The 23,496-nt window shown below is 72.3% G+C and carries 21 protein-coding genes and 1 riboswitch; of the genes, 13 read left to right on the top strand and 8 right to left on the bottom strand.

Annotated elements, in window-relative coordinates:
• The first annotated feature begins 71 nt into the window (after positions 1–71).
• Together ACFOW4_RS00945 and ACFOW4_RS00950 are read left to right on the top strand one after the other, a co-directional pair.
• On the top strand, positions 72–2,201 hold the full coding sequence (locus ACFOW4_RS00945; RefSeq protein WP_377523569.1) for a type IIA DNA topoisomerase subunit B: 2,130 nt from the start codon (positions 72–74) through the stop codon (positions 2,199–2,201).
• Between the two features lie 32 nt (positions 2,202–2,233).
• Entirely contained in the window at positions 2,234–4,717 is a 2,484-nt protein-coding gene (locus tag ACFOW4_RS00950; RefSeq protein WP_377523570.1) for a DNA topoisomerase (ATP-hydrolyzing) subunit A, read from the top strand.
• Positions 4,718–4,806: 89 nt separating this feature from the next.
• On the opposite strand, the gene ACFOW4_RS00955 is transcribed toward ACFOW4_RS00950, so the two are convergent.
• Both ACFOW4_RS00955 and ACFOW4_RS00960 read right to left on the bottom strand, forming a co-directional pair.
• Positions 4,807–5,052: a flavin reductase gene (locus ACFOW4_RS00955; protein ID WP_377523572.1), complete on the bottom strand. Its 246-nt coding sequence runs from the start codon at positions 5,050–5,052 to the stop codon at positions 4,807–4,809.
• The gene (locus ACFOW4_RS00960; RefSeq protein ID WP_377523573.1) at positions 5,049–5,333 is read right to left on the bottom strand and encodes a hypothetical protein; all 285 of its coding nucleotides are present in this window, start codon (positions 5,331–5,333) and stop codon (positions 5,049–5,051) included. Before ACFOW4_RS00960 ends, ACFOW4_RS00955 begins: the two co-directional genes overlap by 4 nt.
• A 304-nt stretch (positions 5,334–5,637) precedes the next feature.
• On the opposite strand from ACFOW4_RS00960, the gene ACFOW4_RS00965 reads away from it, so the two are divergent.
• Together ACFOW4_RS00965 and ACFOW4_RS00970 are read left to right on the top strand one after the other, a co-directional pair.
• Positions 5,638–6,405: a Scr1 family TA system antitoxin-like transcriptional regulator gene (locus ACFOW4_RS00965; RefSeq protein ID WP_377523575.1), complete on the top strand. Its 768-nt coding sequence runs from the start codon at positions 5,638–5,640 to the stop codon at positions 6,403–6,405.
• Positions 6,396–6,596, top strand: coding sequence for a DUF397 domain-containing protein (locus ACFOW4_RS00970; RefSeq protein WP_377523576.1), 201 nt, complete (start codon positions 6,396–6,398; stop codon positions 6,594–6,596). The genes ACFOW4_RS00965 and ACFOW4_RS00970 overlap by 10 nt, the downstream gene beginning before the upstream one ends.
• A 139-nt stretch (positions 6,597–6,735) precedes the next feature.
• On the opposite strand, the gene ACFOW4_RS00975 is transcribed toward ACFOW4_RS00970, so the two are convergent.
• On the bottom strand, positions 6,736–7,371 hold the full coding sequence (locus ACFOW4_RS00975) for an alpha-ketoglutarate-dependent dioxygenase AlkB (RefSeq protein ID WP_377523578.1): 636 nt from the start codon (positions 7,369–7,371) through the stop codon (positions 6,736–6,738).
• Positions 7,372–7,405: 34 nt separating this feature from the next.
• Complete coding sequence (locus ACFOW4_RS00980) at positions 7,406–8,098, bottom strand: HAD family hydrolase (protein WP_377523579.1); 693 nt, start codon at positions 8,096–8,098, stop codon at positions 7,406–7,408.
• Between the two features lie 345 nt (positions 8,099–8,443).
• On the opposite strand from ACFOW4_RS00980, the gene ACFOW4_RS00985 reads away from it, so the two are divergent.
• The 5 genes from ACFOW4_RS00985 (at position 8,444) to ACFOW4_RS01005 (ending at position 13,720) form a co-directional block, all read left to right on the top strand.
• Entirely contained in the window at positions 8,444–9,709 is a 1,266-nt protein-coding gene (locus ACFOW4_RS00985; RefSeq protein ID WP_377523581.1) for an acyltransferase family protein, read from the top strand.
• Positions 9,710–9,801: 92 nt separating this feature from the next.
• On the top strand, positions 9,802–10,284 hold the full coding sequence (locus ACFOW4_RS00990; protein ID WP_377523582.1) for a hypothetical protein: 483 nt from the start codon (positions 9,802–9,804) through the stop codon (positions 10,282–10,284).
• A gap of 140 nt (positions 10,285–10,424) precedes the next feature.
• Positions 10,425–11,189, top strand: a complete 765-nt coding sequence (locus ACFOW4_RS00995; RefSeq protein ID WP_377523584.1) for a hypothetical protein — start codon at positions 10,425–10,427, stop codon at positions 11,187–11,189.
• Positions 11,190–11,557: 368 nt separating this feature from the next.
• Positions 11,558–11,697, top strand: a riboswitch (cyclic di-AMP (ydaO/yuaA leader).
• Between the two features lie 246 nt (positions 11,698–11,943).
• Entirely contained in the window at positions 11,944–12,783 is an 840-nt protein-coding gene (locus ACFOW4_RS01000) for a C39 family peptidase (protein ID WP_377523585.1), read from the top strand.
• A gap of 202 nt (positions 12,784–12,985) precedes the next feature.
• Positions 12,986–13,720: an alpha/beta fold hydrolase gene (locus ACFOW4_RS01005; protein WP_377523587.1), complete on the top strand. Its 735-nt coding sequence runs from the start codon at positions 12,986–12,988 to the stop codon at positions 13,718–13,720.
• 1 nt (position 13,721) lies between these two features.
• Here the strand turns inward: ACFOW4_RS01005 and ACFOW4_RS01010 are convergent, their stop codons facing one another.
• From ACFOW4_RS01010 to ACFOW4_RS01025, 4 genes are all read right to left on the bottom strand, one after another.
• On the bottom strand, positions 13,722–15,413 hold the full coding sequence (locus ACFOW4_RS01010) for a CDP-glycerol glycerophosphotransferase family protein (RefSeq protein WP_377523588.1): 1,692 nt from the start codon (positions 15,411–15,413) through the stop codon (positions 13,722–13,724).
• A 43-nt stretch (positions 15,414–15,456) separates the two neighbouring features.
• Positions 15,457–16,959, bottom strand: coding sequence for an SDR family NAD(P)-dependent oxidoreductase (locus tag ACFOW4_RS01015; protein ID WP_377523590.1), 1,503 nt, complete (start codon positions 16,957–16,959; stop codon positions 15,457–15,459).
• Between the two features lie 147 nt (positions 16,960–17,106).
• On the bottom strand, positions 17,107–17,913 hold the full coding sequence (locus tag ACFOW4_RS01020; protein WP_377523592.1) for an ABC transporter ATP-binding protein: 807 nt from the start codon (positions 17,911–17,913) through the stop codon (positions 17,107–17,109).
• Complete coding sequence (locus tag ACFOW4_RS01025; RefSeq protein ID WP_377523593.1) at positions 17,906–18,805, bottom strand: ABC transporter permease; 900 nt, start codon at positions 18,803–18,805, stop codon at positions 17,906–17,908. The genes ACFOW4_RS01020 and ACFOW4_RS01025 overlap by 8 nt, the downstream gene beginning before the upstream one ends.
• A gap of 153 nt (positions 18,806–18,958) precedes the next feature.
• On the opposite strand from ACFOW4_RS01025, the gene ACFOW4_RS01030 reads away from it, so the two are divergent.
• The 4 genes from ACFOW4_RS01030 (at position 18,959) to ACFOW4_RS01045 (ending at position 23,475) form a co-directional block, all read left to right on the top strand.
• Positions 18,959–19,600, top strand: a complete 642-nt coding sequence (locus ACFOW4_RS01030; protein ID WP_377523596.1) for a TetR/AcrR family transcriptional regulator — start codon at positions 18,959–18,961, stop codon at positions 19,598–19,600.
• A gap of 106 nt (positions 19,601–19,706) precedes the next feature.
• Positions 19,707–20,816: a DegT/DnrJ/EryC1/StrS family aminotransferase gene (locus ACFOW4_RS01035; RefSeq protein WP_377523597.1), complete on the top strand. Its 1,110-nt coding sequence runs from the start codon at positions 19,707–19,709 to the stop codon at positions 20,814–20,816.
• On the top strand, positions 20,813–21,850 hold the full coding sequence (locus ACFOW4_RS01040; protein WP_377523599.1) for a Gfo/Idh/MocA family protein: 1,038 nt from the start codon (positions 20,813–20,815) through the stop codon (positions 21,848–21,850). Before ACFOW4_RS01035 ends, ACFOW4_RS01040 begins: the two co-directional genes overlap by 4 nt.
• Positions 21,851–21,879: 29 nt before the next feature.
• The gene (locus tag ACFOW4_RS01045) at positions 21,880–23,475 is read left to right on the top strand and encodes a glycosyltransferase family 4 protein (RefSeq protein WP_377523600.1); all 1,596 of its coding nucleotides are present in this window, start codon (positions 21,880–21,882) and stop codon (positions 23,473–23,475) included.
• The last annotated feature ends 21 nt before the right edge of the window (positions 23,476–23,496 follow it).

Genomic DNA, 23,496 nt, shown 5'->3' on the forward strand with positions numbered 1-23,496 from the left:
CGGGTCGCGCGGGGCCTCCGGGCGTTGTCGGGGGCGCGGGCTAGGCTCGCTGCGGCGCGCCACGCCGGCCGATGCCGCCGGTGACCGGCAGCACAGCCGTCGGTGACCGGCAGCACACCGCAAAGACCGGGGAGTACGACCAGTTGACCGCAGAGCCTGACACCCTGTACGGGGCCGACGACCTCACCCACCTTGAGGGGCTGGACGCTGTCCGCAAGCGGCCCGGCATGTACATCGGCTCCACCGACAGCCGTGGCGTGGGTCACCTCGTCAACGAGATCCTCGACAACTCCACCGACGAGGGCGTCGCCGGTCACGCCACCAGCGTCCAGGTGACGCTGCACGCCGACGGCTCGGTGCAGGTCGACGACGACGGCCGCGGCATCCCCACCGACGTGCACGCCAAGTCCGGCATCTCCGGCGTCGAGCTGGTGCTCACCCGGTTGCACGCCGGCGGCAAGTTCGGTGGTTCCGGCTACAAGACCTCCGGCGGTCTGCACGGCGTCGGCGCCTCCGCGGTCAACGCGCTGTCCCGCCGGTTCGACGTGACCGTCCGTCGGGCCGGCAAGATCCACTCGATGTCCTTCCGGCACGGCGTACCGGGGATCTTCGACGGCGACGGGCCGGACGCCCCGTTCACCGCCGGCCCCGGGCTGCAGGTGGTCGGCGCCATGAAGCGCGGCCAGCGCACCGGCACCTCGATCCGCTGGTGGCACGACGCCCGCTACTTCGAGACCGGCGCCGCGCTCGACGTCGACGCGGTCCGGATGAAGCTGCGCAACACCGCCTTCCTGGTCCCCGGTGTCGGCTACCTGCTGCGCGACCTGACCGGCGAGGCACCCGCCGAGGAGCGCTTCCACTACCCCAACGGCCTGACCGACATGGTGGAGTTCCTCGCCCCGGCCGGCGACCGACCGGTCTCCGGCACCCTGCTGGTCACCGGCGAGGGCACCTACCGGGAGAACGCCGCCGACGCCAACGGCGTCATGCAGTCCAACGTGCAGCGCCGGGCCGAGGTCGAGGTGGCCTTCCGCTGGGGCACCGGCTACGAGCGCACCGTCGAGTGCTTCACCAACACCATCCGCAACGCGCACGGCGGCACCCACCGCAAGGGCTTCGAGCGGGCCCTGGTGCGCACCCTCGCCGACGCCGTGCGCAACACCCGCGGGCTGCTCAAGGCCAAGGAGGAGCCGCCCACCCTGGACGACGTCCTGGAGGGCATGACCGCGGTGGTGCACGTACGCATCCCCGAGCCGCAGTTCACCTCGCAGACCAAGGACGAGCTCTCCACCACCGGCATCACCAAGGTGATGCACAGCCTGGTGGAGGCGCACCTGAAGTCCTGGCTGGAAGACAAGCGCACCAAGGCCGAGGCGCGCACCGTGCTCCAGAAGATCGTCGACGCGGCCCGGGTCCGGCTCACCCAGAAGCAGCAGAAGGACGCCGCCCGGCGCAAGACCGCCCTGGAGGGCGCGTCGATGCCCCCGAAGCTGGTCGACTGCCGCGCCACCGGCATCGACCGCAGCGAACTGTTCATCGTGGAGGGTGACAGCGCCCTCGGCACGAGCAGAATGGCGCGCTCCTCGGAATACCAGGCGCTGCTGCCGATCCGGGGCAAGATCCTCAACGTGCAGAAGGCCAATCTCCAGCAGGTGCTCGACAACGCCGAGTGCGCGGCGATCGTGCAGGTCCTCGGCGCCGGCTCCGGGCGTACCTTCGACCTGTCCGCGCTGCGCTACGGCCGCGTGCTGATCATGGCCGACGCCGACGTGGACGGTGCGCACATCCGCACGCTGTTGATCACCCTCTTCGCCCGCTACATGCGTCCGCTGATCGAGGCCGGCCGGCTCTACGCCGCGATGCCGCCCCTGCACAAGATCACCACCAAGGGGCGGAACCCGCAGACGGTCTACACCTACACCCAGGCCGAGATGGAGACGACGGTCCGCAAGCTGGAGAAGTCCGGCAAGCAGATCGTCACCCCGATCCCGCGCTTCAAGGGTCTGGGTGAGATGGACGCCGACGAACTGTGGGACACCACGATGAACCCGGCCACCCGGGCGGTCCGCCGGATCACCCTCGACGACGTGGACGCCGCCGAGCGGATCCTCGAGCTGCTGATGGGCGAGAAGGTCGAGCCGCGCCGCAACTGGCTCATCGACTCCGCCGACCGCGTCGACCGCGAGGCGATCGACGCATGAGCACGGGTTCCGTACGAGGGGAAAGCTGAGTCATGGCACGCCGCAAGGAAAACAAGGTCGACCTCTCCTCGTTCGACCAGGCCGGCGCGCGGGTCTTCGACAACCCGCTGGTCACCGAGGTCTCCGACTCCTACCTGGAGTACGCCTTCTCGGTCATCCACTCCCGCGCGCTGCCCGACGCGCGCGACGGCCTCAAGCCGGTGCACCGGCGCATCCTGTGGTCCATGTACGAGCAGGGCCACCGGCCCGACCGCGGTTACGTGAAGTCCGCGCGTGTGGTGGGCGACGTGATGGGCAAGTTTCATCCGCACGGCGACACGGCGATCTACGACGCCATGGTCCGCCTCGCCCAGGACTTCTCGCTCAACGTCCCGCTGATCGACGGGCACGGCAACTTCGGCTCGCCCGACGACGGCCCGGCCGCCTCGCGCTACACCGAGGCGCGAATGTCGCGGGAGGCGATGCTGCTCGTCGGCGAGTTGGGCGAGGACACCGTCGACGTCGAGCCCAACTACGACGGCTCGCTGACCCAGCCCACCGTGCTGCCGGCCGCCTTCCCCAACCTGCTGGTCAACGGCGCGTCCGGGATCGCGGTCGGGATGGCCACCAACATGATCCCGCACAACCTCGGCGAGGTGGTCTCCGCCGCCCGCTGGTTGATCAACCACCCGGACGCCACGCTCGACAAGCTGATGGAGTTCGTGCCGGGTCCCGACCTGCCGACCGGCGGTGTGCTGCTCGGCCTGGACGAGGTGCGCCGGGCGTACGAGACCGGGCGCGGCGTGGTGCGCATGCGCGGCAAGGTGGAGATCGGCCCGATCGAGGGCAGCCGGGGCCGCCAGGCGATCACCGTGGTCGAGCTGCCCTACGGGGTGGGTGCCGAGAAGGTCATCGCGGCGATCACCAACGAGGTCACCAAGACCAAGCGGCTGACCGGCATCGCCGACGTCAAGGACCTCACCGACCGGGAGAGCGGCACCCGGCTGGTCATCGAGTGCAAGGTCGGGGTCAACCCGCAGGCGCTGCTGGCCGACCTCTACCGGCTCACCCCGCTGGAGCAGTCGTTCGGCGTCAACAACCTGGTGCTGGTCGACGGGCAGCCGCGCACCCTCGGGCTGAAGGCGCTGCTGGAGGTGTTCCTGGCGCACCGCTACGAGGTGGTGACCCGGCGCAGCTCCTACCGGCGTCGTAAGCGCCAGGAGCGGCTGCACCTGGTCGACGGTCTGCTGATCGCGTTGCTGGACATCGACCGGGTGGTCCGGCTGATCCGGAGCAGCGACGACGCGCAGGCCGCAAAGGACGGCCTGATGAGCCAGTTCGGCCTCTCCGACATCCAGGCCACCTACATCCTCGACACCCCGTTGCGCCGACTGACCAAGTACGACCGGATCGAGCTGGAGGCGGAGCAGGAGCGGCTGCGCACCGAGATCGCCGAGCTCTCCACGATCCTCGACGACGAGCGGGTGCTCAAGAAGCTCGTCTCCGACGAGTTGGCGTCGGTGACGAAGCAGTTCGGCACCGCGCGGCGCACCACGCTTGTCGACGGTGACCTCAAGGAGGTGCTGGCCGCGTCCGCGCCGGCCGGCCCGCTGGAGGTGGCCGACGACCCGTGCCAGGTCATCCTCTCCGCCACCGGCCTGGTCGCCCGCACCGCGGCCGAGTCGGAGGAGAGCGCCGAGGGGCGCCGGCGCAACGGCCGGGTCAAGCACGACACGGTACGCGCGGTCGTGCACTCCACGGCCCGTGGTCGGGTGCTGCTGGTGACCAGCGCCGGCCGGGCCTTCAAGATCGACGTGCTGCCGCTGCCGGTGCTGCCGGAGCAGGCCGGCACGGTGTCGCTGCGCGGCGGGATGTCCGCCGCCGAGCTGGTGCCGCTGGAGCCGGGGGAGACCGTGGTCGGCCTGGCGCCGCTGGGTGGCACGGCGGAGGGTTCCCCGGGTCTGGCGCTGGGCACCCGGCAGGGCGTGGTGAAGATTTGCGCGCCCGAGTGGCCGGTGCGCTCCGACGAGTTCGAGGTGATCGGCCTGCGCGACGGCGACGAGGTGGTCGGGGCGACCTGGCTCACCGACGGCGCCGAGACGCTGACCTTCATCACCTCGGAGGCGTCGCTGCTGCGCTTCGCCGCCGGGCTGGTCCGCCCACAGGGTCTCAAGGGCGGCGGGATGGCCGGGATCAACGTGCCCGCCGGGGCGCGCGTGGTCTTCTTCGGTGCGGTCGCCACCGACGATCCGACCCACGGTGAGCCGATGGTGGTCACGTCCACCGGCGCCACGGTCAAGGTGACGCCGTTCCAGGCGTACCCGGCGAAGGGGCGGGCGACCGCCGGAGTGCGCGCGCACCGCTTCCTCAAGGGTGAGACGGACGTGGCGGTCGCCTGGGTGGGGCCGCGGCCGGTCGGTGCGACCGGCACCGGCGAGCCGGTCGAACTGCCGGCCGCGGATCCGCGCCGCGACGGCTCCGGCTTCGCCGTGATGCTCGGCCCGACGGTGGTCGGTCACCTCATCGAACGCGACTGACCCGGTCCAGGGGTCGCCGCGCATCACCGAGGCGCCAGCGCGGCTGACCCGGCGCAGGGCCGCCCTGGTGGGCACGCGTCCCCGGGGCGCTAGCGGGGGCGGGCCCAGCCGGCGAACCGTTCGGCGACGTCGACGCGTGGTGTCCCGCCGTCCAGCTCGGCGAGCTGGACGGCGGCCTCCCGCTGGAGCGCCGTGAGGTGGGCGATCAGTGCCGCGCGGTCGTGCCGGTACCGGCCGAGCAGGCGCAGCTTCGCCGCCGAGCAGGGCCAGGCGATTCCGCACGCCTGGCAGCGCCAGGTCGGCCGGGTCGGCAGGTGCTCGGGGCTCCGCGTCACGCGCGCACCCGGGCGGCCTGGCGGCGGACCGGGAGCGCCGGAGCCGGCGGGTGGGCCCGCGACAACCACTCGACACCCTCGCGCAGGACGAACAGCTCCCGCCGGGCCACCGCCGTGTCGCGCGGACCCAGCTCGTACCCCTCGATCCAGGTCCACCCGTGGTACGTGGGCCGGTCAGTCAGCTCGCGGATCACGCGGACCCGGATCGGGCGGAGGAACTGGGGGCTCGCGGCGCGGATCAGGCGGATCATGTCGCCGGCGTGGAAGCTTCGGCCGGTCATCGCGAGACCCCGCGGGTCGCGGCGCGACGACGCCACGGTGGTCGGGCGCGGGGATGCTCCCGGTGCCGGGCGGGTGGGTGTGGGCTGCGGTTCGTCACCCGGCATGTCGTCTCCCGTCGGTGGGTGGGGTGGGGCCGCCCCGCACGTGCTCGCCCACGAGGCGGCCCCGGCACGAACGCGACCACCGGGCTTCGCACCGCCACCGGCCGCGCCGTCTTCCGCTAATCTGCCCTCTGTAGTGGGACCGGGACACTGCGTTAGTTCCGTTCCAATGGACGCTCCGGACGTCCATCCGGGAGGCACGGTGAATCACGGACTTGTCGCGGCCATGGCGGAGGCGGGCGAGACGGCGGAGAGCCTCGCCGCGCGGGTCGGCGTCGACCCGAAGACGGCGCAGCGGTGGGTCAGGCCGGGGCGGGTGCCACGGCCTCGCCACCGCGCGCAACTGGCCGCCGTCCTCAAGCGGGACGTGGCGGACCTGTGGCCGGACGTCCTCAAGCGGCGCGAGCCGGCCTGGTTCCGGCCGTGGGCCGACATCGAGCACGAGGCGGTGGCGCTGCGAGCGTTCGAGCTGGTGTGGGTGCCCGGCCTGTTCCAGACCGAGGCGTACGCCCGGGCGACGCTCGCCGGTGAGGCGTTGACGCCGGAGGAGGTGGACGAGCTGGTCGCGGCACGTTTGCAACGGCAGGCGATCCTGCGTCGGCCTCGGCCCCCGCAGGTCGTCGCGGTGCTCGACGAGGCGATCCTGCGGCGCCCGGTGCAGGGTGACGCCACGCTGATGCGCGAGCAGTGCGCGCGGATCGTGGCCTGCGCGGAGCTACCCGCCGTCCAGGTGCACGTGGTCCCGGCCGACACCGGCATGTATCCCGGCTTCGGCGGGCCGTTCGTCATCGCGGAGTCGCCCGACGGCACGCGGGTGGCGCATGTGGACGGTCAGGTCCGGGCGCAGATCATCGATGACCACGCTGACGTCGCTACGCTGGAGCGGCGGTGGGCGCGCATAGTGGGCGAAGCCCTCCCTCGGGCGCGATCTCTCGACCTCATCAGGAAAGCGGCGGCATCATGGACATGAGCGGAGCGCGGTGGCGCACCAGCACCCGGAGCGGCAACAACGGCGGCAACTGCGTTGAGGTCGCCGACAACCTGCCCGGTGTCGTCCTGGTGCGGGACTCCAAGGACCGCGACGGCGGCGTGCTGGTCATCGGGCCGGCGGCCTGGCAGGGGTTCGTCAACCTGGCGAGGGCCATCGGTCCGCTGGGCTGACCGCCACACCTGCGTCCCCGGCTCCGCCACCCGGCCCTCCCGACCTCCGGCTCGCTCGTCGATCATGAGCTTGACGGTGGATTCGATCACCAGACCACCCGTCAACCTCATGATCAACCGACGCGGGCACGGGGTGCGGTCAGGCGACGTTGACGGGGCGGAACTGGACGCTGACCCGGGGGCCGACGGGGCGGGCCGTCTTCGGGATGGCGTGCTCCCAGGTGCGCTGGCAGGAGCCGCCCATCACGATCAGGTCGCCGTGACCGACCGGGAAGCGCAGGCTGTCACCGCCGCCGCGCGGGCGCAGCAGCAGCGGCCGGGGCGCACCGAAGGAGACGATGGCGACGATCGTGTCGGTGTGTGCCGACCGGCCGATCGTGTCGCCGTGCCAGGCCACGCTGTCGCGCCCGGTGCGGTAGAGGCACATGCCCGCGGTGACGAATGGCTCGCCCAACTCGGGCGCGTAGTGCCGGCTCAGTGCCGCCCGCGCCTCGGTCAGTACCGGGTGCGGCAACTGCCGCTCGCCGTCGTACCAGCAGAGCAGGCGGGGCACGTCGACCTCGGAGTCGAACATCGTGCGGCGCTCGGCCCGCCACGGCACGTCTTGCAGCAGGGTGTCGAGCACCGCGTCGGAGCCGCGCACCCAGCCGGGAAGGTGGTCGACCCACGCGCCCCGGGTGAGCTGGTGCCGGCGCACCTGGCCCGGCAGCGGCCCCAGGCTCGGCGCCGCGCCGGCCAGGTCGAGCAGCGACGGCTGGTAGGCGGCCTGCGTCATCAGCCCACCCTAGCAGCACTTTCGTACACCCGTACTACTGCTCGGCCGTGTCCACCGCGCGGTCGGTGAGCTGGGCGCCTGCGGCGTTGTGCTTCGCGACCAGGTCGGGGAGTTCGTCCAGCGCGCCGATGCGGAACAGGCACCGCTCGGACACGGCTGGGTCGTCGAGGATGTGGCCCCACGGGCCGCGCCGGATCAGGCACGCCTTCATGCCGGCCTCGATGGCGGGGCGCGCGTCGTTGTCCGGCCGGTCGCCGACGTAGAGGATCGACGACGCGTCGCCACCGCCCTCGCGAACGACCCGCTCGAAGAAGCCCGGTGACGGCTTCGCCACGCCCCACCCCTCCGACGTGCCGATCACGTCGACGGAGAGGTCGAGAGCGCGCAGGATCGGCTCGGCGTGAGTCGGCTGGTTGCCGGCCAGGCCCACGAACAGGCCCTGATCCTTGAGGGAGGCCAGGCACGCTCGCGCGTCGGGATAGAGATCCTCTTCGCCGAACGACTCCGGCTTGTCGGCGGCTGCCCGGCGCTCCAGCTCGGCTGCGAGATCGAAATCGGGACGGAAGGCCCGGAACGTCTCCCGATAGTCCAGGCCCCGGGCGATCACCGCACCGAAGACCGCCGAGAACGTGTGCCGTGGAACGCCGAGCCAGTCCGCCCAGGTCTGGAACTCGCGGGACTCGTCGAGAATCGTCCCGCCCACATCGAAGAAGATCGCGTCGATCACCGGCGTTCCTCCGTGACGGTCGCGTTGCCAGTGGATCATAGACGGAATTCGACGTCGAGGCTGGGCGCGGAGGCGACCGCGCTGCGGAACGCGGTGGACCGTTCGTCGATCAGCCGCAGCAGGTCGGGAAACTCCAGAGGTCGAGCGGCGGTGGCCGACGGCCCGGGGTACCGGACGCGGGCCCGGCCCGATCGTGAGCCGGTAGGGTGCCCCGGTGCGGCCCGCCCGGGCCGCCGTGGACCGCGCCGCGCCTCACGGCCGGGCGGGTGGACGCCGCTCCGCCCGGCGTCGCGCCAAGGAGGAGAGGTACGTGCTGGTGACCCTGCGGAGCGTCGGAACCCAGGCATGACGAGCACCACGGCCGCCGTCGCGGAGGCCCGTCCAGAGCGCGTCGCCGGGCGCCTGCCCTCGCTGACCGGGCTGCGTTGGATCGCCGCGCTGCTGGTGTTCGGCTTCCACGTCGCCACCATGGGGATCATCGTCGAGCCCGACTACCGGGCGGTGGTCGACAAGGTGTTCGCCCTGGGCCTGTCCGGAGTGGAGTTCTTCTTCATCCTCAGCGGCTTCGTGCTGGTCTGGTCGGCGCGGGACGGCGAGCGGAAACGGTCCTTCTGGCGGCGGCGATTCGCCAAGATCTACCCGAACCACCTGGTGCTCTGGGCCGCAGCGCTGCTGGTCGCCCTCTGGTTCGCCGACCCGATCTCCCCGGCCGTCGCGGTGGAGAACCTGCTGCTGTTGCAGGCGTGGGACGCGCGGTCCGGCTGGTTCTACAGCGTCAACACGGTGAGCTGGTCGCTGTCCTGCGAGTTCTTCTTCTACCTCTGCCTGCCGCTGGCGCTGCCGCTGTTGCGCCGGGCCCGGCCCTGGGCGCTGTGGGCGGTGGTGGTCGCGGTGCCGCTGCTGATCCTCGCGCTCTGGCCGGCCCAGACGCTGGTGCCGGAGGTCAACCGGTGGTGGTTCGCCCAGATCTTCCCGCCGGTGCGGTCGCTGGAGTTCTGGATGGGCGCGGCGGCGGCTGAGCTGATGCGTCGGGGCTGGTGGCGGGGCCCTCGGCTGAGTGTCGCCAGTGTGCTCTTCGTGGTCGTCTGGGTGGCCGCCGCGCAGTGGGTCCGCGCGGAGCTGTGGGCGGCCCTGCTCGCGGCGGCGTACCTGCTGGTCATCACCGCCGCGGCCGACGCGGACGTCCGTGGCGGGTCCTCACCGTGGCGGTCCCGCCCGCTGATCTGGTTGGGTGAGGTGTCGTTCGCCTTCTACCTGGTGCACGTCCTGGTGATGACGGCCGTTCTGCGTTGGTCCGGGAATCTGGGCGTCGGCTTCACCGGCTGGCGTGGTCCGGCGGTGGTGCTCGGCTTCCTGCTGCTGACCCTGGTGCTGGCCGGGCTGCTGCACCGCTACGTGGAGACGCCGTTGATGCGCCGGCTCGCACCTCGCCGCGGCGGGGCGCCGCCGGGCGGCGGCATCCCGCGACCGCGGACCGGCGACGACGCCGCGGTCACTGACGCCGCGGTCACTGACGCCGTGGTCACTGACGCCGCCGTGATCGATGAGGCCGCCACGGTCGACGACGATGCGGTCGACGACGGGCGACGGGTACGCGTCGACTCGCGCTGATCGCGTCCATGCTGGACCGGAGCCCCGGCGCGGCGACAGCCGACACGCCCGGCGTCGATGCGTGCGGCCGGCGCCGGCGGTAGCGTGGGGCCGTGCCTCCCGTCGCGCTCACCTGTCCGTTGTGGTGGGTGGCGCGCTGGGCGACGCGGCTGCTGACCAGCCTGGCCGTGCTCGCCGCCCTGGCCCTCGGCGCCGGTGCGTCAGCCGCTGCGCCGGCCCAGGCCGGCCCGCCGCACATCTCGGCCGGGGCGACGGGCCCGCCGTCCTCCGGGTGGGTCGTCCCGTGCGGCGCCGCCGACCAGGCGGCCATGATCGCCGTCGGCCAGTCCACCCCGATCGCCGTGAGCCACGCCACCCCGGTCGCGGTCGACCACGCCACCCCGGTCGCCGTGAGCCAGGCGACCCCGGTCGCTGTGAGCCACGCCGGCTCGCCGACGTCACCCGACGCGCACGCGGCGGCGCCCGCCGTCGAGGCCGCCGGGCTGGCCGAGGGTGCCGCCGGCATCGCGGCACGGTGGTTGCCGCGTACCGCCGATCCGGCCACCCGGGCCTCCCGGGCCCCGCCGGCGCGCTGAGTCATCGGGGGCCCGCCCCGCCACCGCGCCTGTCGATCACCCATCTCCGCACCCCGCCCCGCCGAGCCGTGGCCCGCGCCGCGGCGGTCCCGGCGGCCGTGCGGCTTCCACCGCAGCGCTCTTCCCCCGAGGTGCCGACCATGGAGACCGTCCTCTACCAGTTTCTGACCGAGGTTCCGCAGGCCGCCGCCATCTGGTCGGCCCTGTTCCTCCTGGCCCTGACCGTGCTCACCGTGCTGGTCGCTCGCCCCGAGCGGGACCGGCCGGCCGTCGACCCGGCCCCGACGCCCACCGCCCGGGAGCTCGCCGCCGTCGAGGCGGCCGACCTGCGCCGGTACGCCGAGGAGGTGGCCGTCGCCGCGGCCGGCGCGGCGCAGACCGCCCGACGACGTCGCGCCGACTGGCTGGCCGCTCAGGAGGCGACCGAGCGGGCCTGGGTGGGGTACGACGAGGCGGAACGCGCCGCCCGCCGGTTCGCTGGCGCGGGTGCGCTCCCCAGCCCCCGCACGCCCCGCACCCCGACGGAGTACGCCGCCCGGGAGCGGTACCTGCACCGCGCGGCGATGGCGGCGCACTGGCGGGGTGACCTCTCGATGCGTCAGCTCACTGACGTGTTCGCGCACCGCAACGGGTGGGATCCCCGGCGGCACCCGGTCGAGCAGGAGGCGCTGCTGAGTCGCGCGATCCGGGACGGCAAGCTGCTCGCGCATCGCGCCGCGGCCGAGCGTGAGCAGGCCGCGTGGCGGAGTGCCGAGGTGGCCGCCGAGGCGGCTCGCGCGCTCGCGGAGGAGGCGTACGCGGCGGCGGCCCGGCTGCGACCGGTCCGGGTGCCGATCCGGCCGGCCACCACCACGGCGGCCCGCCCGGCGACCGCGGCCCGCTGGCGTCCGGCCCGGGTGGGCTGACTGTCATCGCCTGATGTTGAGGGGGCAGGCGCCGGGGTCGCCCGGCCGAAGATCGGTCCCGACCTGCGGTACGCAGACCGAAATCGTCCCAACCATGCCGTGAGCCGGGTCACACGACACCGAAACGGGCACCTGGCACGGCCGGGCGTAATCCTCACGCGAATGCGGCGTCATTGCCGGCCGGCTGTCCGGTTGTCGACCCCGGGTGCCGCCGTAACCGCTTGTCCCATCGAGTCACGTCAGCGGCGAAACGCGTAAAAATTGCCGCGCCAATTCAGGTTTACGCAGGTGAGCCTGGCTTGGCAGCGCGGGAGAGGACCAGTAGTGTTCGCTCGTCCGATGCGGTTACCGATCGCAAGAGGCGACGCCGCGTCGACCCGCTTAATCGTGATCTACGAGCCGGGGACCCAGGTACGTCCGGGGTGAATCCGCGAGCCACGGCCCGCGGTAGGGCGATCTTCCCGCCCGAATCCGTCAGCTAACCCGGTAGGCGGTTCCGGAAGGAGTTCCATTCCGTGCAGCACCATTCCACCCCCCGGTTGTTCCCCCGCCTCCACGGCGTCGCGGTACCCCCGCTCATTCGTCCGGTGACGGTGAGCTGACCCCCCGGGTCACCGCCCTTCCAGCCCGGCCCGGCCGGGCGTGCACCTGAGCTGCCACCACCCGCGCGGACCACGGTCCGCGCGCTGCCGCCTACCCGGATCCCGACCCGGCCCTGGTGCGCCGCTCTCGCCCCGAACCCGTGGAGGACCCCGTGAAGCACACTCTCAAGCGTCAGCTGCGTCGTCTCGCCAGCGAGCGCCCGTACCAGATCGTCGCCGCGTCCGCCGCGGCCCTGGCTCTCGCGTCCACCACCGGCGCCCTGCTCGCCAACGCCGACGACGCGCCCATCGGCCGTCAGACCGCGACCACCGTCGCCGCCGAACTTCGCAGCGACGCCGCCGCGATGGGCGGGGCGGGTGCCGCCGCGTCCGCGTCGACCAGCGGCTCGCCCGCCACCGCCGTGCCGGCCCCGACCAGCGCCTCCCGGGCCGCCAAGACCAGCGGTGACCCGGACCTGACCCGTAAGCCCGCGCCGCCGAAGCCGCCGGCGTCCAAGCTGCTGAAGTACGACTACCAGGCGCAGAACACCTTCTACAACTGCGGTCCGGCGGCCACCCGCAACGCGCTCAGCGCTGCCGGCATCGATCGCACGCAGGAGGAGCTGGGCGCCAAGCTGGGCACCACCGAGATGGGCACCAACTCGGCCGAGGACACCACCCGGGTGCTCAACGCCGAGGTCAAGGGCTCGCCGTACCGGACCCGGATGTTCCCGAACGCGCCCAGCCCGGCGCAGATGGACCGGCTCCAGGCTGACGTCGTGCGGGCGATCACCGACGGTCGCGGCGTGGTGGCGAATATCGTCGGGGACGCCACCGACACCGACGGCAACTGGCACTCCTACGGCGGCGGGCACTACATCGCCGTGGTGGGCTACAAGGACGAGGGCCGGACCGTGCGGATCGCCGACTCGGCCAACCCGGCCGACCCGTCCTACTGGATCAGCACCATCGACCTGGCCAACTGGATGACCACCCGGGGCTACTCCGCCTGAGTCACGCACGAGGCCCAACGGGCGCCGACCCCCTGCGCGGGGTCGGCGCCCGTTGCCGTCGCGGGCGGTCCGGAGCGCGACGAACCCGTACGCCGGGTGATTGGTGACGAATCCTCCACGATGGACCGACGGTGCGTAGATCCGAGTCTGGCCGGGCGATCGCCGGTGGTCGGGGTGGTGCGCGTCATGACAGACTGCGGCCGTGGCGGAGAAATTGCGCGGCGAGCCGGTCCTGTTGCTGCTGCACGGCATGGGGGCGACCGGGGACGTCTGGTCGCCCTGGGCGCCACTGCTCGAAGAGCGGTGGAGCGGGCGGTGGCTGGCACCGGACCTGGCCGGTCACGGCCGGTCGCCGTCGCTGCCGGAGTACTCGTTCGCCGGGATCGCCGACCGGGTCGCGCACGGCCTCGCCGTCGCCGACCGGGTGGTCGTACTCGGGCACTCCCTGGGCGGTGTGGTCGGTCTGGCACTCGCCGCCCGCCACGCGGGGGTGGCCGTCGACGCCGTGGTCGGGCTGGGCATCAAGGCGGTCTGGACGCCGGCCGAACTTGCCCGCGCCGGCGAGCTCGCCGCCCGCCCGGTGAGCTGGTTCGCCAGCCGCGATGAGGCGGCCCGCCGCTACCTGCGGGTGTCCGGGCTGGAGGGGCTGTTCCCGCCGGACCACCCGGCGGTGGACGCCGGGCTGCGGCAGGTTGACGGCCGATGGCGGCTGGCGATGGACCCCGCCGCGTTCGCCGTGGGTGCGCCCGACCTGGCCGCGCTGCTGGCGGCGACCGACGCGCCCGTACTGCTGGCCCGGGGCGAGCACGACCCGATGGTCACCGACGCCCAGCTCAGAGCCTTCGGCGTACCGGTCGTCACCCTGCCCGGGCTCGGCCACAACGCGCACCTGCAGGACCCGGCGGCCGTGCTGGCGCTGCTGGAGACGTACCGCTGAGCTAGGCGGTGGGGGAGAGCGACGGTGCCTGTCGCTCGGTCGCCTGATCCGGCGTCGCCGCCAGCTCCCGCCGGGCGGCGGCCAGGAACCCCTCGGCGTACGACTCGGCGGGGAAGTCGCCCAGGTAGCGGCGGCGGGTGAGCCAGCGGGCCTCGGCCAGCGGATCGGTGTCCAGCAGGGCGGTCAGCACCTCGTCGACGTTGGACATGTCCCGGCGCAGCACGTAGCCCGACCCGGCCAGCGGGAAGTGCTCGGTGAACCGGTCGCCCTCGTCGCCCATGTCGGTGACCGCGTACGGCTTGCCCGAGTAGAGGTAGTCGGAGATCACCCCGGACACGTCCGAGACCAGCGCGTCGGACCGGTTCACGCACTCGGCCAGGCTCAGCTCCCGGGCTGCGGCACCCACCACGTGCTGCCGCCCGGTGCTGGCCCGGTCGGCGACCAGCAGCTCGGTCAGCCGACCGAGCTGGCGGGCCGAGGCCGGGTTCTGCGCGGTGTACGGGTGGGCGCGCAGGATCACCGTCGCGCCGCGCTCCAGCAGCCGCCGCAGCAGCTTCTCGGCCACCGGCAGCGAGCAGTAGTCGGCGTCGGCGTGGTGCCCGGTCCAGGTCGGGGTGTAGAGCACCGTCGGCTGGGCCAGGCCGCGCACCGGCTCCTGGCGCACCTCGATCGACTCCACCTGCGGGCGGCCCACCACCACGAACTTCTCGGCCGGGATGTCCACCCCGGCTCGGGCGTACCGGTCGATCGCCGCCGGGCCGGCCACGAAGATCCGGTCGAAGATCGCCGACACCGGGTTGGCGCTCGGCGCCTTGTCGCTGTCACCGTGGTGCAGCTGGACGTGGGTGAGCTGGGTGAACCGGATGCAGTGGCTGTTCTTCGCGCCGTGGTTGACGTAGAACGCCGCCCGCAGGCTCGGCACGAAGACCTCGTCCATCGCCCGCAGGGTGGGGCAGTAGACCACCGGGGCCGTGGTGGCGGCGGCGATCGGGGCCAGGAACTCCGGCTCGCGCAGCAGGACCACGAACGGCCGGCCGATCCGCTCCAGGTACGGCAGCCACATGGTGACCTGGTACTCGGAGCCGGGCGGGGCGGAGAAGTAGAGCACGAACTCCGGCTGGTGCTGGCGCAGCGCCCGGGCCACCGGTCCGCCGCCGGCGGCCGGCCGGAACCGCCGCCGGGCCAGGTCGACCGCCACGGCCCCCGCGCCAGCGGCGACCAGCAGGCTGGCGACCAGGGCGACGGCGGCCGGCAGGACCAGCGCCGCTGCCCCGGCGACCACGGCGAGCAGCCCCATCAGGGCGGTGCCGAGCTGCTCGGCGACCAGCGGCGTCCAGGCCCGCACGGGCAGGTTGGCCACCCGGATCTCCAGGTTGCCGGCGTCGCGCAGCGGCCCGACCAGCAGGACCAGGCCCAGCAGCACCAGCGCGGTGGCGACCAGCACAGGGTCGAACCCGGCGTCGAGCCGGCGGGCGTAGCCGACGAGGATCCCGGCGGCGATCAGCGTCGTCTCCGCGACGGTGTCGGCGCCGGGCCGCACGCGCCGTTCCCAGCCGGCCGCCGCGAGGGCGGCCACCGCCAGCAGCAGCCCCCACAGGGTCGCACCGGTCAACGCGACCACGAGGAACGCGAGGACCGCCAGACCGGTACTCAGGCACCGTGCGATCAGCTTCCTGATCAGTGCACCACGCATGTTGCTCCGTTCCCCGCCGTTGTGGCCGACTGATGTCCGACGGTCAGCCGGCGGCCGTGCTGGTCGCCGCGTCCGTCTGTTCCGGCGTCCGCGGGGTCGGCACCCCACCCGGCGCCCGGCGTACGTCGATGACCTGACCGGTGAGGTCGGAGATCAGCACGTCCACCGAAGCCTGGGCGACGGTCTCCGCCGCGAGGAGGGTGTGCTCCGGCTCGTCGCCGAAGGCCCGCGTCCGCATCGGCGTCGCGGTGCGCTCCGGATTGACGCAGTTGACCCGTACGCCGAACTCGGCCCACTCGTCGGCGAGCGCCTGGGTCAGGTTCACCAGGGCGGCCTTGGTCGAGGAGTAGAGGGCGTACTGGGCGCGACCTCGGGTGTAGGAGCTGGACGTGTAGAGCAGCAGCTGACCCTTGGTCTGCTGGAGGTAGGGCAGAGCATGCCGGGCCACCAGCACCGGCCCGACGAAGTTGACCTGGAGCACCCGGTCCATGGTCTCCTGGTCCATCTCGGCCAGCGCGCCCTTCTCCAGGGTCCCGGCGGTGACCACCACGTGGTCGATCCGGCCGGTGGCCTCGTAGGCGGTCTTCAGCGCCGCCTCGACGTCCTCGGCCCGCTCGACGTGGGTGCCGGTGCTGGAACGGCTGAACGGGAAGACCTGCGCCCCGTAGCGCCGGCCCAGTTCGGCCAGGTCGTGACCGATGCCGTAGCTGCCACCGAAGATCACGATGGTGCGGCCGGTCAGTTCCTCGGTGTAGCTGCGGTGGTCGGTCAGCCGGGGCGCCTGCGCCGCCGCGAGCTGGAAGAGCTTGTCCGCCAGGTGTACGTCCACCGGGTGGGTGACTTTGATGTTCTCGTCCGAGCCGTCGATCACCTTGATCGGGGTGCCGGGCAGGTAGCGCAGCACCACGCCACAGTCGTCGGTGGCGGCGAAGTCGGGGTCGCCGCCGGCCAGCCGGTACGCCTCGCGGATGGTGCCGGACCGGAACGCCTGCGGGGTCTGCCCGCGGCGCAGGGTCGAGCGGACCGGAATGCCGGTGATGCAGTCGTCGGCGTCGACCTGGATGATCGTGTCGGCCGAGGGGATGGCCACGTCGACCGCGGAGTACGTCCAGAGGGCGTTCACGCACTCCCGCACGATCCGGGCGCTGACCAGCGGGCGTACCGCGTCGTGGAAGAGGATGTTGACGTCGCCGTCACCGATCGCCTCCAGCGCGAGCCGGGTGGTCGCGTTGCGGGTGTCACCGCCCTCGATCACTCTCGTCACCTTGCGGAAGCCGGCCTGCGCCACGATCCGCCGGGCGTCGGCGAGGTGGCTGGCGGCCATCATCACGATGATCTCGTCCACCTCGGGGGCGGCCTCGAAGACGGCGAGGGTGTGCTCGATGATCGGCTTGCCGGCGATCTTCAACAGCTGCTTGGGGATGCCGAGCCCGAGCCGTTCGCCGGTGCCGCCGGCCAGCACCACCGCCACCGTCCGGCTGGGTAGCCAGGACGCCGGCGAACCTGCCGCCACGGCGTCCGGGACGGGGGCCTGCTGCTGGGTCATTGCCGATCCTCACTGATCCACTCGTGGTGCCGAGCCGAGGTGCAGGTGGTGCGACGGGTTCGCCCGGGGACGTACGACCATAGCTTCCGGCGCGGACGAACCACGCCGGACGGGCACCCCGGCCGTCGGCCGGGGTGCCCGCGCCACCTACTTGGCGGTGTACGCCTCGTACTCCGCGATGACGTCGGCGGTCGGTCCGTCGGCGCGCATCACGCCGGACTCCAGCCAGATCGTCCGCTCGCAGGTTTCCTGAATGGTGCTGAGCTGGTGGCTGACCAGGAAGACGGTGCCGGCGCTGTCCCGCAGCTCGCGCACCCGCTGCTCGCTGCGCCGACGGAACTTGCGGTCACCGGTCGCCAGCGCCTCGTCGATGAGCAGGACGTCGTGGTCCTTCGCCGAGGAGATGGCGAAGCGCAACCGGGCGGACATGCCGGAGGAGTACGTCCGCATGGGCAGCGACCCGAAGTCCCCGCGCTCGTTGATGCCGGAGAACTCGAGCACCTCGGGCGTGCGCGCCTTGACCACCTCGGGCGAGAAACCCATGGCCAGCAGGCCCAGGGCGACGTTCCGCTCGCCGGTGAGGTCGTTGAGCAGGGCCGCGTTGACGCCGAGCAGAGCCGGCTGGCCCTGGGCGTAAACGGCGCCCCTGGTCACCGGCAGCAGGCCGGCGATCGCCCGCAGCATCGTCGACTTACCGGAGCCGTTGCTGCCGATCAGCCCGATCGCCTCGCCCCGGTAGGCGGTGAAGCTGACGCCCTTGACGGCGTGCACCTCGCGGACGGTGGGAGCGGGGACCCGGGTCAGGATCCGCTTCAGCGCGGTCGCCGGGGTGTTGCCGCCTGCGGAGCCGGCGCCGTGCACCCGGTAGATGACGTGGGCGTCGTCGACGATCACCGTGGGGATGCGCCGCCCGTCGGCGGTGGTCGTCGCGGACTGGGGCAGGGTCTCAGCCACGGCCGTACTCCGTTTCTCCGCGCCAGAAGTAGAGGAAACCGCCGACACCGACGACGACCGACCAGATCAGCGCCATCGCCCAGAGCCGGGGCGGGGACGAGCTGAGCGGAGCGTTCTCCATCAGCGCGTGCCGGATCAGCTCGATGTAGATCAGTAGCGGGTTGGCGTGCACGATCTCGAGTGCGATCGGGTTGTGGATGTTCGTCGCGAACTTGTCCACGCTGTAGAGCACCCCGGAGGCGTACATCCAGGTGCGCATGATGAACGGCATCAGGTTCTTGATGTCGACGATCTTGGCACCGATCCGGGCGAGCCCGAGCGCCAGGCCGGCGTTGAAGATCGACTGCAGGATCACCGCGGGCACCACCAGCAGCCACTCCACCGTGATCGGCTCGCCGGTGAAGAGCACGATGCCGATCAGCACCACCATGGCGGTGATCAGGTGCTGGAGCTGGATCAGGGTGGCCGCCAGCGGCATGGTGGCCCGGGGGAAGTGCATCGCCCGGATCATGCCGAGGTTGGCGCTGATCGACGACACGCCGGTGGACGCAGCCGCCGAGGTGAAGGTGAAGACGAAGAGGCCGATGCAGAGGTAACCGATGAAGTTGCTGACCCCGCCTCGGGTGTTCAAGATCACACCGAAGATCAGGAAGTAGACCGCCGCGTTTGTCAGCGGTGTCAGAACCTGCCACAGCCGGCCGAGCCGGGCCGTGCTGAACGACGCCACCACCTTGGCGTTCGCGTACGCCGCGAGGAAGTGTCGATAGGACCACAGCTGCCGCGTGTACGCGGCCAGAGAGGGGCGGGCCCCGGCGAACGTCAGGCCGTAACGCTCGGCAAGCTGCCGCTGCGTAAGCCCTGAGTCGGGGTCGGCCACCGCCGTGTTGGCCATGGGTAGGCGCTCCGATCTTTCAGTGTGCGGGTTGAGCGCGACAACGGTAGGTCGGGAGCGCGGAATCCGGCACCCCGCCCGTTCGCTGGACGCAAGGTAGTGCATCGCAACGTCGCGACGCAACCGTTTCGTCGCTGCGCTACATTGTTCCACGTGACGACCGAGAAGAGGCGTGCGCCGGCCGGTGCGGCGGTGCTCCGCGCCGACATCACCAGCGCGATCCGGGACGCCGTGATGCACGAACTCGCGGTGGTCGGCTACGCCCGCATGTCGATCGAGGCGGTGGCCCGCAGGGCCGGGGTGAGCAAGGCCGCCGTCTATCGCCGCTGGAGTTCCAAGCTGGACCTGGTCCTGGAGATCGTCGCCTCGGTCGCCGGTCAGCGACTCCTGCTGCCGGACACCGGCAGCCTGATCGGCGACCTCGAGGTCACCTACCTGATCATGTCGCGGGCCCTGCGCCACCCGCTGGCTTCGCAGATCCTGCCGGACCTGCTGGCCGAGGCCGCCCGCAATCCACAGATCGGGCAGACGCTCCAGCTGGCCCTGCGCAACCACCAGCAGGCGCTGGGCGAGCGGCTCGTCGGGCGCGCCGTCGCCAGGGGGGAGCTGAGCGCCGTCGACCCCGTCGCCGCCACCGACCTGATCGTCGGCCCGATCTACTGGCGGCTCGCCGTAGCGCGGGTTCCGCTGGCCGACGCCGAGGTCCCCCGCCTCGCCGCCGCCGTCGCCGGGGCCCTCCGCGCCTCCGCGGAGCCCCTACCGGCACCCGCTGAGGAGCGGCTCGTCGCCCAGTAGCAGTGACGTCGGCGGTGGCCAGCCCCTACCGGTACCGCCCATCCCATCCAAATCCGTACCGGCTAGCATCGCGGCCGGACGAGCTCCAACGACAGGAGGAAGCCCAATGCCCGGGCCCAATGCAGAGTTCATCCCCCCAGCCAGGCCGGTCATCGGCGAGGCCGAGATCGAGGCGGCCGTGCAGGTGCTGCGCAGCGGCATGGTCGTCCAGGGTCCCGAGGTGGCGGCCTTCGAGCAGGAGTTCGGCGAACTCGTCGCCGGTCGGCACTGCGTGGCGGTGAACTCCGGCACCTCGGCGCTGCAACTCAGCCTCATGGCCCTCGGCTTCGGCCCTGGTGACGAGATCATCGTGCCGTCGTTCTCGTTCGCGGCGAGCGCCAACGCCGTCCGCCTGGTCGGCGCGTCGCCGGTCTTCGCCGACATCGAGCCGGACAGCTTCTGCCTGGACCCGGCGGCCGTCGAGGCGGCGATCGGGCCCCGCACCGTGGCGATCATGCCGGTCCACCTGTACGGCCACCCGGCCGCCATGGACCAGATCATGGCGATCGCCGAGCGGCACAACCTGGCCGTCGTGGAGGATGCGGCTCAGGCGCACGGCGCCAGCCTGGGGGGCACCCCGGTCGGTGCCTTCGGCGCTGCCGGCTGCTTCAGCTTCTACCCCACCAAGAACATGCACAGTCTCGAAGGCGGCATGATCACCACCGCCGACGCCGGTCTGGCACGTACCCTGCGGCTGCTGCGCAACCAGGGCATGGAGCAGCGGTACGCCAACGAGATCGTCGGTGCCAACATGCGGATGACCGACGTCGCAGCGGCGATCGGCCGGGTGCAGCTGCGTCAGCTTCCGGACTGGACCGCCCAGCGCCAGGCGAACGCCAAGTTCCTCGACTCCCGGATCACCAGCATGGTGACCCCGCCGGTCGCCGACGGCGCGGCCCACGTCTACCACCAGTACACCGTCCGGGTCCGGGGCGATCGGGACGCGGCCCAGAAGCGCCTCACCGAGCTGGGCATCGGCAACGCCGTCTACTACCCGACGCCCATCCACCGGTTGAAGCCGTACCTGACCGAGGACGGCACGCCCGGCCCGTGGGAGCTGCCGGAGACCGAGCGGGCCGCCGCCGAGGTGATCTCCCTGCCGGTGCACCCGTCGCTGAGCTCGGAAGACCTGGAGCGGATCGCCGAGGGCGCGAACCTTGCCGGAGGCGCCCGATGAGCCGGGGCAAGCAGTTGCGCGCCGGCCTGATCGGCCTGGGCGCGATGGGACGCAACCACGCCCGGGTGCTCTCCGGCCTGGACGGCGTGGAGCTGGTCGGCATCGTCGACCCCGCCGGAGACACGACCGGGACGCTGCGCGCGCCGGTGGTGTCCACGCTGGAGGAGTTGCTCGCCCTCGGCATCGACTACGCGGTCGTCGCCTGCCCCACCGCTCTGCACGAACAGATCGGCGTGGAGCTGGCCCGCAACGGCGTCGCCGCCCTCATCGAGAAGCCGCTGGCGCAGTCGGTGGAGGCGTCGGTACGCCTGGTCGAGGCATTCGAGTCGGCCGGCCTGGTGGCCGGCGTCGGACACATCGAGCGGTACAACCCGGCCCTCCAGAGCCTGCGGGCCCGTCTCGAGGCCGGTGAGCTGGGCGAGGTCTACCAGGTGGTCACCCGCCGACAGGGCCCGTTCCCGCACCGGATCGCCGACGTCGGCGTGGTCATGGACCTCGCCACCCACGACATCGACCTCACCGGCTGGGTGACCGGGCGGGAATACACCTCGGTGTCGGCCCGGACGGTCTCCCGCAGCGGCCGGCTGCACGAGGACATGGTCGCGGCGGTCGGGCAGCTCTCCGACGGCACCATGGTCAGCCACCTGGTGAACTGGCTGAGCCCGCTGAAGGAGCGGTCCACGGTGATCACCGGTGACCGGGGCTGTTTCGTCGCGGACACCCTCACCGCCGACCTCACCTTCTACGCCAACGCGGCCATCGACACCGAGTGGGAGGCGCTGCGGACCTTCCGGGGCGTCGCGGCCGGCGACATGGTCCGTTACGCGATCCCGAAGCGCGAGCCGCTGCTGGTCGAGCACGAGCGCTTCCGGGACGCGGTCGAGGGCAAGGAGAGTGACATCGTCACCCTGCGGCAGGGCCTGCGGACCGTGCAGGTCGCTGCTGCGCTGCTGGAGTCGGCCTCGGTCGGGGTGACCGTGTCGGTCGTTCCGAACGACAGCGCGGACCCGCTGCGGGCCGTCGTCTCGTCCTGACGGCACGACACGAGGAGGCAGGAAAGCCGATGGAAGCCGGTGGCGCGCCGCGCCCGACCCGCGGCCGGGTTGTCATGCTCGTCGACAACGGCGTGCATGGCGACTCCCGGGTGCAGAAGACCGCCCGATCGGCGGCGGAGGCCGGATGGGACGTCGTGCTGCTCGGCATCCTCGGTAACGGGGCGCAGGAGAGCTGGACGATCGGGGACGCGCGGGTTCGACTGATCCGCGTGCCCCGATCGCTCGGCCAGCACCCCAGTCAGTTCCACCGCTCGCTGCGCCGGCCACTCGCGTATCCGCCGGGTCGGCACGGCGGCTACCGGATCCAGCGGATGAAGGCCTGGCAGGCGGCGGTCGAGGAACGACGGGTGGCCCGGGCGGTCGCCCGCCGCTCCGGCGCCGGGTCGGTCGCCGGGCAACTGGGCGACCTCGTTGACGCACCGGCCGCGGTGGCGGCCAGGATCCTGGGGCGGTGGGCCAAGTTCCGGGGTGGTGAGCTGCACCGCCTGCGGCTGCGCCAGCAGGATCCGGACGACCTCGTGACCCGTACCTCGATCCGGTTCTGGCAGGCGCTGTTGGGCCCGCGTGCCTGGCGCCGGCTGGATCGCGGGCTGTGGGACTACGAGCTGGCGTTCGGGCCGGTGATCGACCAGCTCGCGCCGGACATCATCCACGCCAACGACTTTCGAATGATCGGCGTGGGCGTCCGGGCAACCCGCCGCGCGCGCGCCCGGGGGCTCGGCACCCGGCTGGTCTGGGACGCCCACGAGTTCGTCGGCGGGGTGCTCGACCGGGCCGACAACCCGCGGTGGCTGCCCGCACAGGTCGCGCACGTGCAGGAGTACGTGGGCGCGGCGGACGCCGTCGTCACCGTCTCGGCGACCCTGGCTGAGCTACTGCAACGTACCCACCGGCTGCCGGTTCGCCCGGACGTGGTGCTCAACGCCCCGGCCCGCCCGGTGGCCGCGGCGCACGACACCGGGGTGGACGTGCGCGCCCGGTGCGGGCTCGACGCCGCGACGCCGTTGCTGGTCTACGGCGGCGGGGTCAATCAGTCGCGCGGCATCGAGCTGATGATCGACGCCTTGCCGCAGCTGGACGGCGTGCACGTCGCGCTGGTCACGCTGCACCCCACCGCGAACAACGCGGCCTCCGAGGCGTTGCGGGCCCGGGCGGTGGAGGTCGGCGTCGCCGACCGGGTGCACCTGCTGCCGTACGTGCCGCACTGGCAGGTGCCGGCCTTCCTGTCCGGGGCGGACGCGGGTGTCATTCCGATCCACCACAAGCCGAACCACGAGCTCGCGCTGATCACCAAGTTCCTGGAGTACTCCCACGCCCGGCTGCCGATCGTGGTCAGCGACGTCCGCACGATGGCGGACACCGTGCGCGAGACCGGTCAGGGTGAGGTCTTCCGCGCCGAGGACGTGGCCGACTACGTGCGGGCGGTGCGGGCGGTGCTCGCCGATCCGGCGCGGTACCGCGTCGCGTACGACCGCCCCGGCCTGCTCGACGGATGGACCTGGGAAGCGCAGGCCGAGGTGCTGGAAACCGTGTACCGCCGGGTCCGACCCGACCTGGCGCCGCTCGCGGCCGAACGCGCCGGCGCCACGTCCGGCGCCGGCTGACCGCGAGGTTGTAACCGACGG

It is taken from the genome of Micromonospora sp. GCM10011542, from assembly GCF_042650685.1.
Classification (GTDB): Bacteria; Actinomycetota; Actinomycetes; order Mycobacteriales; family Micromonosporaceae; genus Micromonospora.

Coding starts and splice junctions, on each gene's coding strand:
- ACFOW4_RS00945 (WP_377523569.1), top strand. CDS start 72: ATGCCGCCGGTGACCGGCAGCACAGCCGTCGGTGACCGGCAGCACACC.
- ACFOW4_RS00950 (WP_377523570.1), top strand. CDS start 2,234: ATGGCACGCCGCAAGGAAAACAAGGTCGACCTCTCCTCGTTCGACCAG.
- ACFOW4_RS00960 (WP_377523573.1), bottom strand. CDS start 5,333: ATGACCGGCCGAAGCTTCCACGCCGGCGACATGATCCGCCTGATCCGC.
- ACFOW4_RS00970 (WP_377523576.1), top strand. CDS start 6,396: ATGGACATGAGCGGAGCGCGGTGGCGCACCAGCACCCGGAGCGGCAAC.
- ACFOW4_RS00975 (WP_377523578.1), bottom strand. CDS start 7,371: ATGACGCAGGCCGCCTACCAGCCGTCGCTGCTCGACCTGGCCGGCGCG.
- ACFOW4_RS00985 (WP_377523581.1), top strand. CDS start 8,444: ATGACGAGCACCACGGCCGCCGTCGCGGAGGCCCGTCCAGAGCGCGTC.
- ACFOW4_RS00995 (WP_377523584.1), top strand. CDS start 10,425: ATGGAGACCGTCCTCTACCAGTTTCTGACCGAGGTTCCGCAGGCCGCC.
- ACFOW4_RS01010 (WP_377523588.1), bottom strand. CDS start 15,413: ATGCGTGGTGCACTGATCAGGAAGCTGATCGCACGGTGCCTGAGTACC.
- ACFOW4_RS01015 (WP_377523590.1), bottom strand. CDS start 16,959: ATGACCCAGCAGCAGGCCCCCGTCCCGGACGCCGTGGCGGCAGGTTCG.
- ACFOW4_RS01025 (WP_377523593.1), bottom strand. CDS start 18,805: ATGGCCAACACGGCGGTGGCCGACCCCGACTCAGGGCTTACGCAGCGG.
- ACFOW4_RS01035 (WP_377523597.1), top strand. CDS start 19,707: ATGCCCGGGCCCAATGCAGAGTTCATCCCCCCAGCCAGGCCGGTCATC.
- ACFOW4_RS01040 (WP_377523599.1), top strand. CDS start 20,813: ATGAGCCGGGGCAAGCAGTTGCGCGCCGGCCTGATCGGCCTGGGCGCG.
- ACFOW4_RS01045 (WP_377523600.1), top strand. CDS start 21,880: ATGGAAGCCGGTGGCGCGCCGCGCCCGACCCGCGGCCGGGTTGTCATG.